At 38.2% G+C, this 14,292-nt stretch carries 16 protein-coding genes and 1 riboswitch; of the genes, 1 reads left to right on the forward strand and 15 read right to left on the reverse strand.

Features of this window, described 5'->3' with window-relative positions; genetic code table 11:
- Positions 1–32: 32 nt before the first annotated feature.
- The 10 genes from BN3004_RS01190 to BN3004_RS01235 all read right to left on the reverse strand — a co-directional run bounded on the left by BN3004_RS01190 (position 33) and on the right by BN3004_RS01235 (position 7,745).
- The gene (locus BN3004_RS01190; protein ID WP_058259462.1) at positions 33–635 is read right to left on the reverse strand and encodes a ribonuclease H1 domain-containing protein; all 603 of its coding nucleotides are present in this window, start codon (positions 633–635) and stop codon (positions 33–35) included.
- On the reverse strand, positions 635–1,591 hold the full coding sequence (gene hemB, locus BN3004_RS01195; protein WP_058259463.1) for a porphobilinogen synthase: 957 nt from the start codon (positions 1,589–1,591) through the stop codon (positions 635–637). The genes BN3004_RS01190 and hemB overlap by 1 nt, the downstream gene beginning before the upstream one ends.
- Complete coding sequence (gene cobA / locus BN3004_RS01200; protein ID WP_058259464.1) at positions 1,581–3,059, reverse strand: uroporphyrinogen-III C-methyltransferase; 1,479 nt, start codon at positions 3,057–3,059, stop codon at positions 1,581–1,583. Before cobA ends, hemB begins: the two co-directional genes overlap by 11 nt.
- Positions 3,052–3,954: a hydroxymethylbilane synthase gene (gene hemC, locus BN3004_RS01205; protein ID WP_058259465.1), complete on the reverse strand. Its 903-nt coding sequence runs from the start codon at positions 3,952–3,954 to the stop codon at positions 3,052–3,054. Before hemC ends, cobA begins: the two co-directional genes overlap by 8 nt.
- Complete coding sequence (locus BN3004_RS01210) at positions 3,923–4,516, reverse strand: precorrin-2 dehydrogenase/sirohydrochlorin ferrochelatase family protein (protein ID WP_058259466.1); 594 nt, start codon at positions 4,514–4,516, stop codon at positions 3,923–3,925. Before BN3004_RS01210 ends, hemC begins: the two co-directional genes overlap by 32 nt.
- The gene (locus tag BN3004_RS01215; RefSeq protein WP_058259467.1) at positions 4,497–5,309 is read right to left on the reverse strand and encodes an energy-coupling factor ABC transporter ATP-binding protein; all 813 of its coding nucleotides are present in this window, start codon (positions 5,307–5,309) and stop codon (positions 4,497–4,499) included. The genes BN3004_RS01210 and BN3004_RS01215 overlap by 20 nt, the downstream gene beginning before the upstream one ends.
- A 4-nt stretch (positions 5,310–5,313) precedes the next feature.
- A complete protein-coding gene (locus BN3004_RS01220; protein ID WP_058259468.1) occupies positions 5,314–5,994 on the reverse strand; it encodes a CbiQ family ECF transporter T component in 681 nt (226 codons plus the stop codon).
- Positions 5,995–6,009: 15 nt separating this feature from the next.
- On the reverse strand, positions 6,010–6,303 hold the full coding sequence (locus BN3004_RS01225) for an energy-coupling factor ABC transporter substrate-binding protein (protein WP_058259469.1): 294 nt from the start codon (positions 6,301–6,303) through the stop codon (positions 6,010–6,012).
- The gene (locus tag BN3004_RS01230) at positions 6,290–7,000 is read right to left on the reverse strand and encodes an energy-coupling factor ABC transporter permease (RefSeq protein WP_058259470.1); all 711 of its coding nucleotides are present in this window, start codon (positions 6,998–7,000) and stop codon (positions 6,290–6,292) included. Before BN3004_RS01230 ends, BN3004_RS01225 begins: the two co-directional genes overlap by 14 nt.
- 81 nt (positions 7,001–7,081) lie before the next feature.
- Positions 7,082–7,269: riboswitch (cobalamin riboswitch) on the reverse strand.
- A gap of 107 nt (positions 7,270–7,376) precedes the next feature.
- Positions 7,377–7,745 carry a hypothetical protein gene (locus tag BN3004_RS01235; protein ID WP_058259471.1) on the reverse strand — a complete coding sequence of 123 codons (369 nt, stop codon included), beginning with the start codon at positions 7,743–7,745 and terminating at the stop codon, positions 7,377–7,379.
- 352 nt (positions 7,746–8,097) lie between these two features.
- Here BN3004_RS01235 and BN3004_RS01240 point away from each other — a divergent pair, with 352 nt between their 5' ends.
- Positions 8,098–9,273, forward strand: coding sequence for an ISL3 family transposase (locus BN3004_RS01240; RefSeq protein ID WP_058259271.1), 1,176 nt, complete (start codon positions 8,098–8,100; stop codon positions 9,271–9,273).
- A gap of 308 nt (positions 9,274–9,581) precedes the next feature.
- Here BN3004_RS01240 and tuf read toward each other — a convergent pair whose 3' ends face one another.
- The 5 genes from tuf to BN3004_RS01265 form a co-directional block, all read right to left on the reverse strand.
- Complete coding sequence (gene tuf, locus BN3004_RS01245) at positions 9,582–10,775, reverse strand: elongation factor Tu (RefSeq protein ID WP_058259472.1); 1,194 nt, start codon at positions 10,773–10,775, stop codon at positions 9,582–9,584.
- Between the two features lie 18 nt (positions 10,776–10,793).
- Positions 10,794–12,860: an elongation factor G gene (gene fusA, locus BN3004_RS01250; protein ID WP_058259473.1), complete on the reverse strand. Its 2,067-nt coding sequence runs from the start codon at positions 12,858–12,860 to the stop codon at positions 10,794–10,796.
- Between the two features lie 18 nt (positions 12,861–12,878).
- The gene (gene rpsG / locus BN3004_RS01255; protein WP_058259474.1) at positions 12,879–13,349 is read right to left on the reverse strand and encodes a 30S ribosomal protein S7; all 471 of its coding nucleotides are present in this window, start codon (positions 13,347–13,349) and stop codon (positions 12,879–12,881) included.
- 125 nt (positions 13,350–13,474) lie between these two features.
- Positions 13,475–13,897: a 30S ribosomal protein S12 gene (gene rpsL, locus BN3004_RS01260; RefSeq protein ID WP_058259475.1), complete on the reverse strand. Its 423-nt coding sequence runs from the start codon at positions 13,895–13,897 to the stop codon at positions 13,475–13,477.
- Between the two features lie 24 nt (positions 13,898–13,921).
- Positions 13,922–14,164, reverse strand: coding sequence for a ribosomal L7Ae/L30e/S12e/Gadd45 family protein (locus BN3004_RS01265; protein WP_058259476.1), 243 nt, complete (start codon positions 14,162–14,164; stop codon positions 13,922–13,924).
- Positions 14,165–14,292: the final 128 nt, after the last annotated feature.

Raw genomic sequence — 14,292 nt, forward strand, 5'->3', positions numbered from 1 at the left:
TGCCTTTATTATATACTATGGACATATAAATGTCAAGAGCTTTTTACAAGAGCTTCCTTGGCAAGTTTATCGGCCATCTCGTTGTATTTGTCGCCAGTATGCGCTTCTACCTTATGGAAATGGACTTGGACTTTATCTTTTTTCTCATCAAAAAATTTTTTATAAGCCTTAGTCGCGTCCTTATTAGTCTTCCAGTAGCCCATCGCCCAGCTGCGAATGCCTTCGTAGTCGTAGTAGATGTGGATCTCGTCGTAGCCCTCGTCAATTGCGTAGTTAATAGCGAGCATAGACGCCTTTATCTCGCCGGCGACGTTACGAATCGCCAAGTGATCCTTATCGTCATAGGCCACCGAGGCCTTGTGAATAACTTCGCCGTCCTTTACGAAGATGGCTGCCGCGGAATATTTTTTTAAGATATTACTAAAGCTGCCATCGACATAAGCAAGGAGCCTTCCATCTAGCTCGTGACTTGCCTCGGGCTCTGCGCCCTTCATGTAATTTTCTGCTTCTTCCATAGTTTTAAATGATTTATATATTGCGTTCTTAAAGCCATGGACCTGCTCTTTCGCTTCGTCCCATGTCTCGAAGATGCCAGTTTTGCGGCCTGCCTTAACCGCGTAATACTTTTTCGCCATTATAATCTTTCCGCTAAGTACTTAGCAAAGTATGTGATGATTAAATTTGCTCCCGCTCTTTTGAATGATAGCATTGTCTCCATAATTATATCTTCTTTGACAAGGCCATTCGCAACAGCGTCATAAAGCATAGCGTACTCACCACTAACTGAGTAAGCAACTATAGGTAAATTTGTTTCTTCTGATGCGAGCTTCATTATATCGCCATATGCCATAGCCGGCTTAACTATAAGCATGTCGGCGCCTTCATCTACATCTGAAAGTATTTCTCTAAGCGCTTCTTTTTTATTTCTGTAATCCATTTGATATTGCTTTCTGTCACCAAAGCTTGGTGCGCTGCCAGCTGCGTCTCTAAATGGACCGTAGTAGTTTGAAGCAAATTTCGATGCGTAGCTCATGATTGATACGTTTATGTATCCCGCCTCGTCAAGTGCTTCTCTAATCTTTGCGACACGTCCGTCCATCATATCAGATGGAGCTACTATATCAACTCCTGCTTCTGCCATTGACACGGCTATCTTTTGTAAATAGGAAACGGTTTCGTCGTTGTCTACGTAATCACCATGAAGTATGCCGCAGTGGCCGTGATCAGTGTACTCGCACATGCAGACGTCACCTATAACTATGAAGTCCTTGTCAATCTCTTTGATCTTTCTGATAGCTCTTTGAACGACGCCGTCCTTTGCATAAGCACCTGAGCCGCACGCGTCCTTGTGTTCAGGCACGCCAAATAAAATCACTGAGCGTATGCCTAAGTCTTTTAGCTCTTTGATTACTTCATCAAGCCTATCGACAGTGTATTGCTTTTGTCCCTTTAGGCTCTTTATATCTTCGACCTCATTTACCCCGTCCTTAACGAAGAGTGGATAGATAAGGTCTTCTTTTCTTAGTGATGTTTCAGCAAACACTTCTCTGATATTTGCGTTTAATCTAAGTCTTCTCATTCTATTTTTCATAATTAATCTCCTCTTTTAATAAATCTATCATGCCTTCTGAGTCATGGACTTTGGCCTCTTTATAAACTTTATAGCCCATGGCCTCTATGCTCTTTGTAGTGTATGGCCCGATTGAGTATATCCTTGCCTTTGACATTAGCTCTGGATAAAATTTATTGAAGCTAATGGCCTCCGATGACGAGAAGAAGAATATGTCATAAACCCTATCTTCTAAATACATCTTCTCATAAGCTTCGTCGCTGTTTTTATATATTTCAAAGGCATCCACATCGTAAGCCTCAAGTGCCGCTCTAATATTGCCCTTCGCCTTGTCTGAGTGCGGGTAAAGCACCTTGGCGCCCTTCTCGAACTTCGATGTGATATTCTTAATCATTTCATCTGATGTATATTTTTCCGAAACATAATCCGCTTTAAAACCATAAGTCTCAATGTCCTTCATAGTCTTTTGACCGATTGAGGCTATCTTAATATTGGCAAATCTTCTAAAGTCTATACCAAGCTCAAGCGCCCTCTTAAAGAAGAATTCTACTGCGTTTCGGCTTGTTAATATTAAATATTTATAAGCTTCGATATTTTTTAGTGCCTCATCAAAACCATGGTCATGGATGGGCGTGTACTTAATTGTCTCAAGCTCAATGAACTCGGCCTTATTCTCGATTAGAAAATCTTTAAAGTCTTGATTGAATTCTTTTTTTCTAAGCAAAATAAAGGACCTATCCTTAAGAGGTCTATCGCCAAAGAAATCTATCTCAGGTGCAAATTGAACTACATCACCAACGACAAAAACCGATGGGTTTTTGATATTGTTAATAGTTTTGCATTCATAAGCGTCCTTAAGTGTAGTAGTGAAGCTCCTTTGATCTGCTCTACTCGCCTTATATATGAAGGCTGCCTTTGTATCTGGATCTTTGCCTGCCGCGATAAGTTTATTAGCTATGGTCTTGATATTGCTCATAGCCATAAGAAAGATCAGTGTCCCTTCCATATGAGCAAGGTTCTCCCAATCAAGCTCGGCTGGGCCATCCATTGTGTGGCCAGTAAAGACGTGGAAGCTCCTTGACGTTTCTCTGTGAGTTGTTGGTATGCCCGCGTAGATAAGGCCGCCAATTGATGAGGAGATGCCAGGAACTATCTCGGATTTAATTCCGTGCTCCTTTAGAAAGAGTGCTTCTTCAGATCCGCGGCCAAAGACAAGAGGATCGCCGCCCTTTAGTCTAACTGTGATCTTGCCCTCTTCGCTCGCGCACTTAAGTAGCAAATCATTGATTGCTTCTTGCTTCCAAGAGGATTTCATCCCCTCTTTGCCTACGTAAAAAATTTTCGCATCTGCCTTTTTTTCGTTAAGTAAATTGTAATTGATGAGCCTGTCATAGATAATATAGTCGGCCTTTTGTATCAGCCTTAAGCCTTTGACAGTAATTAGGCCCTCATCACCAGGGCCCGCTCCTACTAAATATACTTTAGACATCTATATCTCCTTTAATCACTTCAGTGTTTTTCTTTACATCAGCTAAGTAATTTTCTTTATCCGTATCAAAATCTATAAATCTAGATCTCTTTAAATCGTCCGAGGCCATAAAAGCCTTTACATGTGCCTTCTTATCAACCGAATCAACATGTATACCTAAAGGCTTGTTACACGAAGCGCCTGACTCAGCTAAAAACGCTCTCTCTATGCCGACTTCGAAATCAGTTTTTTCATTTTGTATTGATTTAAGCATCTTCTTAAGCTCATGATTTTCTTTATTCACTTCAAGTGCTATGACCCCTTGACATGGCGATGGCAAAAATGCTTCTTCGTCCAAATCTATGATGCGTCCACGAAGTCCCTCACTTAAATCAAGTCTATCTATGGCCGCTCTTGAGAGTATAATCGCGTCGAAGCCCTCTGTATCGAGCTTTGCTATCCTTGACTCGATATTGCCGCGTATCTCGGCTATCTCATAAGCCTTTTCATCCATAGCTAGTAAGAACTTCCTACGAAGCGAGCCGGTTGCGACTCTCATGCCATTTTCAAGCTTGGTCTTGCCCTTGTGTTTTTCATTTAGAACAACGATGTCGTTGCGCCTAGCTCTATCACCAAAGTAGATGATCTCAAGGCCATTTTCAATCTCAGAAGTCATATCCTTTAAGGAGTGAACAGCGATATCGATCCTGCCATCCTTAAGAGCATCTTCAATCGCTCTTACGAAGACGCCTTTGCCACCCATTTGACTGATTGAGGTCTTCTTATCGATGTCACCAAGCGTGTTTATGCCAACTACTTCGTAATCAATCTCATAAAATTCTTTAAGTTTACTAAAAACAAGTTCAACCTGCTTCAGCGCAAGCCTACTCGTCCTCGTTCCTACCTTTATCTTCAAAGTCTTCAAACTCCTTTATATAGCGTAAAATTTCTTCCTTAGTATAAGTCTTTATCTTTTTTATTTCGTCTTGTTTATGGTAATGGATGTAGTACGATCTAAGCAAAGATGCTAAATCTAAGTATTCATCGTCATAAGCCTCATAGTTTTTTAAATCATCCATGATAGTTTTGTTTAAGTCGGGAAGCCTTCCTCCCGTAGATATGGAGACGTCGATGCCGCCAATTTTTTTCATGTTTATGGAGATAAAATCTGATTCATCGCTTTTGTCACATCTATTAAACAAGATGCCAAGCTCTTTTGCATCAGCCTCGGCCCTTCTGTTGACCTCTTCGTCGTCCGTTGCGATGTATAGTAAAAAGGCTCCTTCTATGTATTCTTTTTTGTAATCGTCCTTAATTAACTTTGTATTTTCGCCAACAAAGCCATCTACAAAGTCCTTAGCAACGACTGTGACTACTGCACCTTCATTTACTAATGTATTAAACTTTCTTAAAGCGACAGACCCGCCACCAATGATGGTAACAGGTCTATCCTTTATATTAAGAGCTATGCTTAGCATAATTCTTTAACTCCTCTATCATTTGATCATTATTATCAAAAAAGTCAACGCCCAAAGCATTAGCGACTCTAACGCACATAGGCAGCTCTTGATTAGCACGCTTAATGACCTCCTCATCCTTGAAGATTTCATACTTAGTGCCTTCTTTGATAATCTTAGCGTCTTTAACTACATAGATGTAGTCCGCCATTTCATAGCAAAATTCCATATCGTGAGTAGATATTAAAAGCGAGCTATCCTTGGCAATACCCGCAATAGTCTTTTTAAGTATGCCAATAGAGACAGGGTCAAGTCCAGCAGTCGGCTCATCCATGAGGATGTAATTTGCACCCAAGGCGATAGCTGAAGCGATGGCAACCCTCTTTTTTTGTCCGTAACTTAAGAAGTGAACCGGCATATCCTTTAGTTCGTATGCATTGGCACTCTTTAAGGCCTTATCAACCCTTTCCTTGACAGTATCTTCGTCAAAGCCAAGGTTTCTAAGCGTAAAAGCAGTGTCATCAAAAACATTCGAGTAAAAGATTTGATTGTCCGGGTCTTGAAAGACCATAGTAACGTTTTTTCTGTAATTCAAAAGACTTTTCTTGTCGTAGCGAAGCTCTTCACCATCGACAAGTATCTCTCCTTTGTCCTTTTTAAGTAGACCAAGGATATTTTTGAATAAAGTAGTCTTTCCCGCACCATTCTCACCTATAATCATAGTGATGGCGCCATTATTAGTAGAAAGACTTAGCCCGTCTAAAACTTTTTTTCCACTTTCATAAGTATATTCTAAATTTTTAACTTCTAACATATAATCACCTAACTGGGAACTCTCCGTTGTAAAGCTTGATATTTAGTGCATTTATCATCTCTTCGTTTCTCTTTAATATGCCCAAAACCATGTTCTCAATAAAAATCTTAATTGATTTAAATGAGGTCTTCGTATTGATAAAGCCAAATTTTATCTCAAGCGAATTGATATTGGTTTGAGCCTCTTCTATGATGATGAAGATGAAGCGATAAATCAGCATAAACAGCTCTATAAAGACATTTGGAAGATGCATGGACTTAAAAACTTTTATAATGTCGACCATGGGTGTCGTTACACTTAGGAAGATGACCGAAGAGGTCGCCGCAAGAGATCTCATGAAAACTCTGAGAAATAGCATCTCTTGCCCCTCAATCACTCCAAAGTAGCCGCCAAAAATCTTTATCGAATAGGAAAAATGATTTTCCTTTGAAAAACCTATAACCAAAAATATCGTTCCCAATAAAATGAATATTAGCGGAACTTTAATAAATGATATGACGTTTCTCAACTTAAACTTTGCGCATGTGAGCTCCAGAATTATTATTAATACAAATATGGATAAATTTACATAAATATTGTCTAGTCCTATGGCCAAAACAAGCATAAGTAAGGTGAATAAAAATTTGTATCCCGCCTTAACATGCCTTAAGCCGTTCGTATAGGCAAACTGATCAATGAGTAGCAATTTATATTAGCTCCTTTATTTATCTTTTTCCTTCTTACTTGCAGCGCCTTTCCAGCTGCCAATGATGTAGCCAATAGCTCCAGCACCGATAGCTGCTTGAAGACCAAATAACAAGGATTCAACTTCGCCCGATGGTGGTTCCCAAAGGGATTCAAACCATGGTTCATAGTCTGGATTTAGTGATTCAATTTGTTCGCTTGCTGCGTCATCAGATCCACCATATTCACCTTTAACAAAAACTAGAGGTAAAACTACTATTAAAATTGCTAATATAATTAATATCAAATTAGTCTTCTTATAGTCTTTCATTATTAAGTACCCCCTCACCTTTGTATCTAACCATAAGGTTAACAACTACAACTGTTAATAAGCCTTCAACTATCGCGATAGGAACTTGAGTAACAGCAAATATAGATAAGAACTTACCTAAAGCAGCTGCAAAGCCTATGCCTTCATGATAAACAATAGCAAGTTGAGTAGCTGTAACAACATAAGTGAATAAGTCACCAAGTGTTGCTGCACAGAAAACTGCTAAACTTCTGTTTTGTTTTTTCAATAAGTGATAGATGGCAAAAGCTAAGAAAGGTCCAGCTATAGCCATGGAGAAAGTATTAGCACCTAAAGTAGTTAGACCACCGTGAGCTAATAACAATGCTTGGAATAGTAAAACAATTAAACCTAAAACAGATGTTTGAAGTGGTCCAAATAGTATAGCACCTAGACCAGTACCTGTTGGGTGTGAGCAACTACCTACTACTGAAGGGATCTTCATAGCAGATAAGACGAAGATAAAGCCACCTGCAAGTGCAAGTAGAACCTTCTTTTCGTTTGAATCAGAGCCTTTAGCAATTTTTCTAATACCAAGTATGATAAATGGTAGTGATATTAGTCCCCAGATTATGCACCACTCTTTAGGAAGGTAACCTTCCATGATGTGCATTGCGTAAGCGTCTGCGGATAATAAAATTAGCGAAAGACCCATGAGAATGAAATTTTTCTTCCTCATAAATTATTCCTCCTTTTATTTCCTACGCAAAGACTCCTTTTAAAAATCAGATTGATTTAGAAAAGAACCTCTCTTTGCCGAAGGTATTTCTTGATAGAGTAAGGTTTTCCGGCTAGCGCTTTAAGCCCTTGTAAACGCCTTCCCATTATTAAACAAATAACAGTGACATAAGTGTTTACTCAGTGTGCGCCCACGGCAGCGGCGACTGCGTTTTTTAAACTTCCCTTAAACAATATCAATATGATTATATCACTATGAATGGCAAAATGCAAGAAGATAAGCACATATAAAACAATTTATATAAGTATAGTAGATAGGCTTTTATAAAAAAAGAAAGAGTGGCAACGAGCCACCCCTTCTTCGTACGAATCAATATTTACTTCTTTCTACTAACTGTTCCAGCGTATGTTACTAAAGTATCCTTAGTTCCATCTGCATAAGTTACTACAGATGTTCTTGCAACTCTAAGTGTTCCAGCGTAAAATTCATCTTCATAATAGTATGTGTTGTTATAGTGAGCTCCAAAAGGAACTGCTAAACTTACTACTACAGTTTTTGTTTCACCGCCTGGCATAGGTCCCATTACTTCATAATTAAGACCTCTCTTTTGATTACTTATAGAGTTAACTAGGACATCATAGTTGGCACCGTCGTGGTGATGCTTCATGCTCGCTGCATTAGCTGGGCTAATAACTGCGCTTAGTAGAAGCAATACAGTCATGACAATGGCTAGTGACTTCTTCATACTTCCACCTCCCTTTGTGTAGACAGTAATTACTATCTTTACTATAGTATATCAGATATATGATATAGAAAGAGTAACAAAAGAGTAACAAAAAAGTAACAAAAGAGTAACAATTTGTGAGAGATAAAAATACTATAATATATATTTGTAAACGTAAAGTCGATAGATATCATTTAGAAACTCGTAAAAAATCTGCCACCATTTCAGTGACAGATAATATAGGCTGTATAATATCTATTGGGGAGTAAAACCTCAATAGATATTTTTTTGATAAAATTACAAAAAAAAGTTGCACTTGCACACATTTTATCCTATACTTAAAATACCACTACAACATAGGAGGTGTGTACAAGTGCAAGAATATAATACCATAAATTTGCTAGCTTGTAAAGATGTAGTTGTTAACAATTTTAAAGAAGGTGAAAATGTAGTAGTTATAGAAGCACAGACAAAAAAGTTAAAAAGCTGCCCATACTGTGGTTCTAAACATATCTGGGTTCATGATCACAGAACTCAAAAGATAAAAGATACACAGATGCATGGTAAAAAATGCATAATAAACCTAAGAAAAACTAGGTACAACTGTAAGTGCTGCGGGAAAAGAATTGATAGCAAAACAGAACTAGTAGCAAAGAAAATGACCATGACAAAAAGACTAGTAGCATCCATAGCTAGAGAGTTTAGAGAACTTTACTCAATAAAGTCAATATCAAGAAGATACTCAGTAAGCACATCAACAGTTACAAGAGTCCTATCTTACCTATCAGTAGAGAGAAAAAGTCTTCCAAAAGTACTTTTAATAGACGAGTTTAAAGGCGACAGCGGTTCATACAAGTATCAATGCTCACTTCTAGATGGCATAACACATGAAATCATAGACATAGTTAAAAGTAGGCAAGAAAATATTTTGTTTGAATACTTTAAAAACATACCAAAAGAAGAAAGAGAAAATGTAAAGATATTTGTTAGCGATATGTCAAAAACATTTAAAAACGTTAAAAACGCATACTTTAAAAACGCAGTACACATAGCAGACAAATATCACTTCGTAAGACAAGTCTCTTGGAGCTTAGAAAACGTAAGAAAGAGAATACAAAAAGATACATCAGCAGAAATGAGAATATACCTAAAAAGAAGTAAAAGCATACTTACAAAACCAATGCCAAAACTTAATGATGATCAAAAGCGAGAAGCAGCTCTAATGCTAGAGATAAGCGAAGAGCTAAGACTAGCATATGGCTTAAAAGAATCCTTCTATCAAGAAGTTCTAGTGCAGAAAAACAAAGAACAAGCACAATACAAGGTAAACGCATGGATAGACATATGTAAAAAATCAAAACTTAAAGAGTTTAAATCATGTATAACAGCCTTTACAAACTGGTCTGATGAAATTACAAACTCATTTGACTACAAACATTCAAATGGAGCACTAGAAGGAAAACATACAAAGATAAAGACACTAAAAAGAAACAGCTTTGGTATGAGAAACTTCGAGAGGTTCAGAAAAAGAATAATGCTTTTAGACTAAAATATATATATAAACCATCATAAAAACCTAATAAGCCTATATAGGTTTATTAGTCATGCAAAAATTACATAAATTTGTGTTATTTTAAGTATATAAATTAAAAACGTGCAAATGTTAGTTTTAACATAAAAAGAGAGACTTAAATCAATAAGTCTCCCCAATATTTGACATAGAGCCAATTAAACGGCCTGTCACCTGTTGAGTACAGGTTACAAGCCGTGTAATAAACGCGGTTATTTTGTCCGGGTTTGTGGGTGCATATCACTTCCAGCTCTCTTTAAGAATTTATATAACTATATCAATCGAAATTATTCGATAATTTCAGTTACAACTCCGGCTCCTACTGTTCTACCGCCTTCTCTGATAGCGAACTTAAGTCCTTTTTCAATAGCGATAGGTGTGATAAGTTCGATGTTAAATCTAGCGTTATCACCAGGCATTACCATTTCTACTCCGTCTTCTAGTGTGATGTTACCTGTAACGTCTGTAGTTCTGAAGTAGAATTGTGGTCTGTAACCGTTGAAGAATGGAGTATGACGTCCACCTTCTTCTTTTGTTAATACGTATACTTCTGCTTTAAATTTAGTGTGTGGTTTGATTGTCTTAGGTGCAGCAAGTACTTGACCTCTTTCAATTTCGTCTCTTTGAACGCCTCTTAGTAATAGACCTACATTATCTCCAGCCTCTGCTACGTCTAGTAGTTTGTGGAACATTTCAACGCCTGTTACTACTACGTCTCTTACTTCGTTTGTTAAACCAACTAGTTCAACTGTATCTCCAACCTTAACTGTACCTCTTTCTACTCTACCTGTAGCAACTGTACCTCTACCAGTGATTGAGAAGATATCTTCTACTGGCATTAGGAATGGTTGGTCTGTAGCTCTTTCTGGTTGAGGGATGTATGCGTCAACTTCTTCCATAAGTTTAATAATCTTGTCTCCCCATTCTCCGTCTGGATCTTCTAGAGCTTTAAGTGCTGAACCTACAACGATAGGAGTGTTATCTCCGTCGAAGTCGTATTCGCTAAGTAGTTCTCTAACTTCCATTTCAACTAATTCGATTAGTTCTGGGTCGTCTACTTGGTCTTCTTTGTTTAGGAATACTGCAATCTTAGGAACACCAACTTGTCTAGCAAGTAGGATATGTTCTCTTGTTTGTGGCATTGGACCGTCTGCAGCAGATACTACTAGGATAGCGCCGTCCATTTGAGCAGCACCAGTAATCATGTTCTTAACGTAGTCGGCGTGGCCTGGGCAGTCAACGTGTGCGTAGTGTCTGTTTGGTGTTTCGTATTCAACGTGTGAAGTACTGATTGTTATACCTCTAGCTCTTTCTTCTGGAGCCTTATCGATGTTTGCGTAGTCTACGAATTCACCGCTACCGTATCTCTTGTTTAGTACTAATGTTATAGCTGCTGTTAATGTTGTTTTACCGTGGTCAACGTGACCGATTGTACCAATGTTAACATGTGGTTTTGTTCTTTCATATTTTTGTTTAGCCATTTTTTACCTCCTATAAAATTATTTATTACCAATGACTTTATCTAATATACTGTTTGGAACTGGATCGTAGTGATCGAATTGCATTGAGTAGTTAGCTCTACCTTGTGTGTTACTTCTAAGGCTTGTTGCGTATCCAAACATTTCTGAAAGTGGAACGAATGCTTTAACGTGTTGAGCTCCGTTATCAAGTTCCATACCTTCTATCCTACCTCTTCTTGAGTTCAAGTCGCCAATTACGTCTCCCATGTATTCTTCTGGTGTAGTAACTTCAACTTTCATCATAGGTTCAAGTAGTGTAGGTGTTGCTTTCTTAAGTGCATCTTTAATTGCCATAGAACCGGCAATCTTAAATGCCATTTCTGATGAGTCGACTTCGTGGTATGAACCATCGTATAGTGTAACTTTTACGTCAAGTACTGGATATCCAGCGATAACACCTGATTGTAGTGCTTCTTGTATACCTTGGTCAACTGGTCCGATGTATTCTTTTGGAATAGCTCCACCAACGATTGCGTTAACAAATTCGTAACCTTTTCCTGCTGGTTGTGGTTCGATTTTGATTCTTGCGTGACCGTATTGTCCGCGACCACCTGATTGTTTAACGTATTTACCTTCGCCTTCTGCAGCTGACTTGATTGATTCTTTGTATGCAACTTGTGGATTACCAACGTTTGCTTCTACTTTGAACTCTCTTAAAAGTCTGTCTACAATGATTTCTAGGTGAAGTTCACCCATGCCGGCGATGATTGTTTGGCCTGTTTCCTCATCTGTATATGTTCTAAATGTTGGGTCTTCTTCAGCAAGCTTTAGTAGTGCTTGTGTCATCTTATCTTGTGAAGCTTTTGTCTTTGGTTCTATCGCTACTGAGATAACTGGTTCTGGGAACTCCATATCTTCTAGTATGATTGGTTTGTCTTCAGCACATAGTGTATCACCAGTACCTGTTAGCTTCAATCCTACTATAGCAACGATGGATCCTGCATATGCTTCTTCGATTTCTTCTCTCTTATCAGCATGCATTAATACGATACGTCCGATTCTTTCTCTCTTACCCTTTGATGAGTTAAATACATAAGAACCGCTCTTTAGAACGCCTGAGTAGATTCTTGCATAAGCAAGTTTACCTACGAACGGGTCTGTAACTATCTTAAATGCTAATGCTGCTAGTGGTTCAGTATCTGATGCTGGTCTTTCAGTTATTTCTCCGTCTCTATCTGTACCAGTAACTGCTGGTATATCGATAGGTGATGGCAAATAGTCTACTATAGCATCTAGAAGGAATTGTACACCTTTGTTTTTATATGCACTACCGCATAGAACTGGTGTTACTTGGTTTGCAACGCATTCTCTTCTTAATACTTTTTTTATCATTTCGTTAGGAACGTCTTCACCGTTTAAGTAAAGTTCCATAATTTCTTCGTCGAAATCAGCGATTTCTTCGATCATTTCTTCTCTATATTTTTGAGCTGTTTCTACTAGATCTTCTGGAATATCTGATTCTTGTATTACTGTTCCTAGATCGTCTTCGTATAATTCAGCTTTCATTGCGATTAGGTCTATGATACCTCTAAATGTATCTTCTTTACCTATTGGTAATTGAACAGCTATTGGATGAGCGTTTAATCTTTCTCTCATCATCTTTAGTGTTCTGTCAAAGTTTGCACCTACGACGTCCATTTTATTAACAAATGCAAGCCTAGGTACACCGTATTTGTCTGCTTGACGCCATACAGTCTCGCTTTGAGGTTCAACTCCCCCTTTAGCGTCGTATAAAGCAACCGCACCGTCTAGAACTCTTAGGGAACGTTCAACTTCAACTGTAAAGTCAACGTGGCCCGGTGTATCTATAATATTGATTCTATGGTTTTTCCAGTAACATGTTGTTGCTGCTGAACCGATAGTGATACCTCTTTCTTGCTCTTGAACCATGAAATCCATGGTAGCAGCGCCTTCGTGAGTTTCTCCTATCTTATGAATCTTTCCTGTATAATAAAGAATTCTTTCTGTTGTGGTTGTTTTACCTGCGTCAATGTGCGCCATAATACCGATGTTTCTGACATCTTTTAGTGCAATTTCTCTTGGCACAAGTTTTCCCCCTTATTATTAATATCTATAATGTGCAAATGCTTTATTTGCTTCAGCCATTCTGTGAACTTCTTCTCTCTTCTTAACAGAAGCTCCTTGACCGTTGGCTGCGTCCATCAACTCTTTTGCTAATCTTTCAGTCATTGTCTTTTCTCCTCTTGCTCTGGAGTATTGTACAAGCCATCTTATTGCTAGAGTTTGTCTTCTTTCAGGTCTTACTTCCAATGGAACTTGGTAGTTGGCACCACCAATACGTCTTGCCTTAACTTCTAGTACTGGCATGATGTTATTCATAGCCTTGTAGAATTGTTCAAGAGCGTCTTCACCTGTCTTTTCTGCAACTATATCAAATGCCCCGTAAACTATGCTTTGAGCTAAGCCTTTTTTGCCGTCTAGCATGATTGAGTTTATTAACTTTGTTACTACAACATCATTGTATCTTGCGTCAGGCATTACTTCACGTTTAGGCACGTGTCCTTTTCTTGGCACTTTTTCTTCCCTCCTTAACTATCTTAGTAGATTCATTGGTACTCGGCAAATCTCTAAAAGCCGTCTAGCGCCAAAATGCTCTTCATCTATTTAATGCTTTGCATTTCAACGACTAAAATTGTTTTTTACTTCTTTTCTTCTTTAGGTTTCTTAGAACCGTATTTAGACCTACTTTGTCTTCTGTTTTCAACTCCGGCTGTATCTAGTGTACCTCTAATTATGTGGTAACGTACGCCGGGAAGGTCTTTTACTCTTCCACCTCTTATAAGAACAACACTGTGTTCTTGTAAGTTGTGACCAATTCCTGGAATGTAAGCTGAAACTTCATATCCATTAACTAGTCTAACTTTAGCAACTTTTCTTAAGGCAGAGTTTGGCTTCTTAGGTGTAACTGTCTTTACAGCAACACATACTCCTCTTTTTTGTGGAGCATTTACTAAAGATTGTTTCTTCTTAAGTGAGTTATAAGTTGTATCTAAAGCTGGTGATTTAGATTTGTAAACTACTTTTGATCTTCCTTTTTTAATCAATTGATTAATCGTTGGCATCAAAGCACCTCCTTACATAAAAATTTATTTTAATAAAGCAGCGGCAGCTGCATTTATCTCAATACCACAGAGTTTTCCAAGCTCTTCTTTTGTATTTATATAAACAACATCAACAGATTTTTTACTTGCCTCTTCTTCGATAAGCATCTTTATGTCCCCATCTGCATCAAGAGCGATAAAAACCTGTTTGAAGAGATCGGATTTTAGCCCCCTTGTTACCTGTTTAAAGCCTACTACACAATTCGGCCCCAAGGTGTCGGTATCCATTAAGCATCCTCCTTTAGCTCTATTAATAGCGTGAACTTTCACACATAAGAGAATTGTACCACGCATTACGGAAAAAGTCAAGATATTTTTCATTAAATTTAGGTAAAATATCTTGACTGTCTCCACTT

This window comes from Fenollaria timonensis, assembly GCF_001457835.1.
In the GTDB taxonomy this organism is placed as follows: domain Bacteria; phylum Bacillota; class Clostridia; order Tissierellales; family Peptoniphilaceae; genus Fenollaria; species Fenollaria timonensis.

Bases quoted from the DNA above. Each gene is read 5' to 3' on its own strand.
- BN3004_RS01190 (WP_058259462.1), bottom strand. From the start codon at position 635: ATGGCGAAAAAGTATTACGCGGTTAAGGCAGGCCGCAAAACTGGCATC.
- hemB (WP_058259463.1), bottom strand. From the start codon at position 1,591: ATGAAAAATAGAATGAGAAGACTTAGATTAAACGCAAATATCAGAGAA.
- cobA (WP_058259464.1), bottom strand. From the start codon at position 3,059: ATGTCTAAAGTATATTTAGTAGGAGCGGGCCCTGGTGATGAGGGCCTA.
- BN3004_RS01210 (WP_058259466.1), bottom strand. From the start codon at position 4,516: ATGCTAAGCATAGCTCTTAATATAAAGGATAGACCTGTTACCATCATT.
- BN3004_RS01215 (WP_058259467.1), bottom strand. From the start codon at position 5,309: ATGTTAGAAGTTAAAAATTTAGAATATACTTATGAAAGTGGAAAAAAA.
- BN3004_RS01225 (WP_058259469.1), bottom strand. From the start codon at position 6,303: ATGAAAGACTATAAGAAGACTAATTTGATATTAATTATATTAGCAATT.
- BN3004_RS01230 (WP_058259470.1), bottom strand. From the start codon at position 7,000: ATGAGGAAGAAAAATTTCATTCTCATGGGTCTTTCGCTAATTTTATTA.
- BN3004_RS01235 (WP_058259471.1), bottom strand. From the start codon at position 7,745: ATGAAGAAGTCACTAGCCATTGTCATGACTGTATTGCTTCTACTAAGC.
- tuf (WP_058259472.1), bottom strand. From the start codon at position 10,775: ATGGCTAAACAAAAATATGAAAGAACAAAACCACATGTTAACATTGGT.
- rpsL (WP_058259475.1), bottom strand. From the start codon at position 13,897: ATGCCAACGATTAATCAATTGATTAAAAAAGGAAGATCAAAAGTAGTT.
- BN3004_RS01265 (WP_058259476.1), bottom strand. From the start codon at position 14,164: ATGGATACCGACACCTTGGGGCCGAATTGTGTAGTAGGCTTTAAACAG.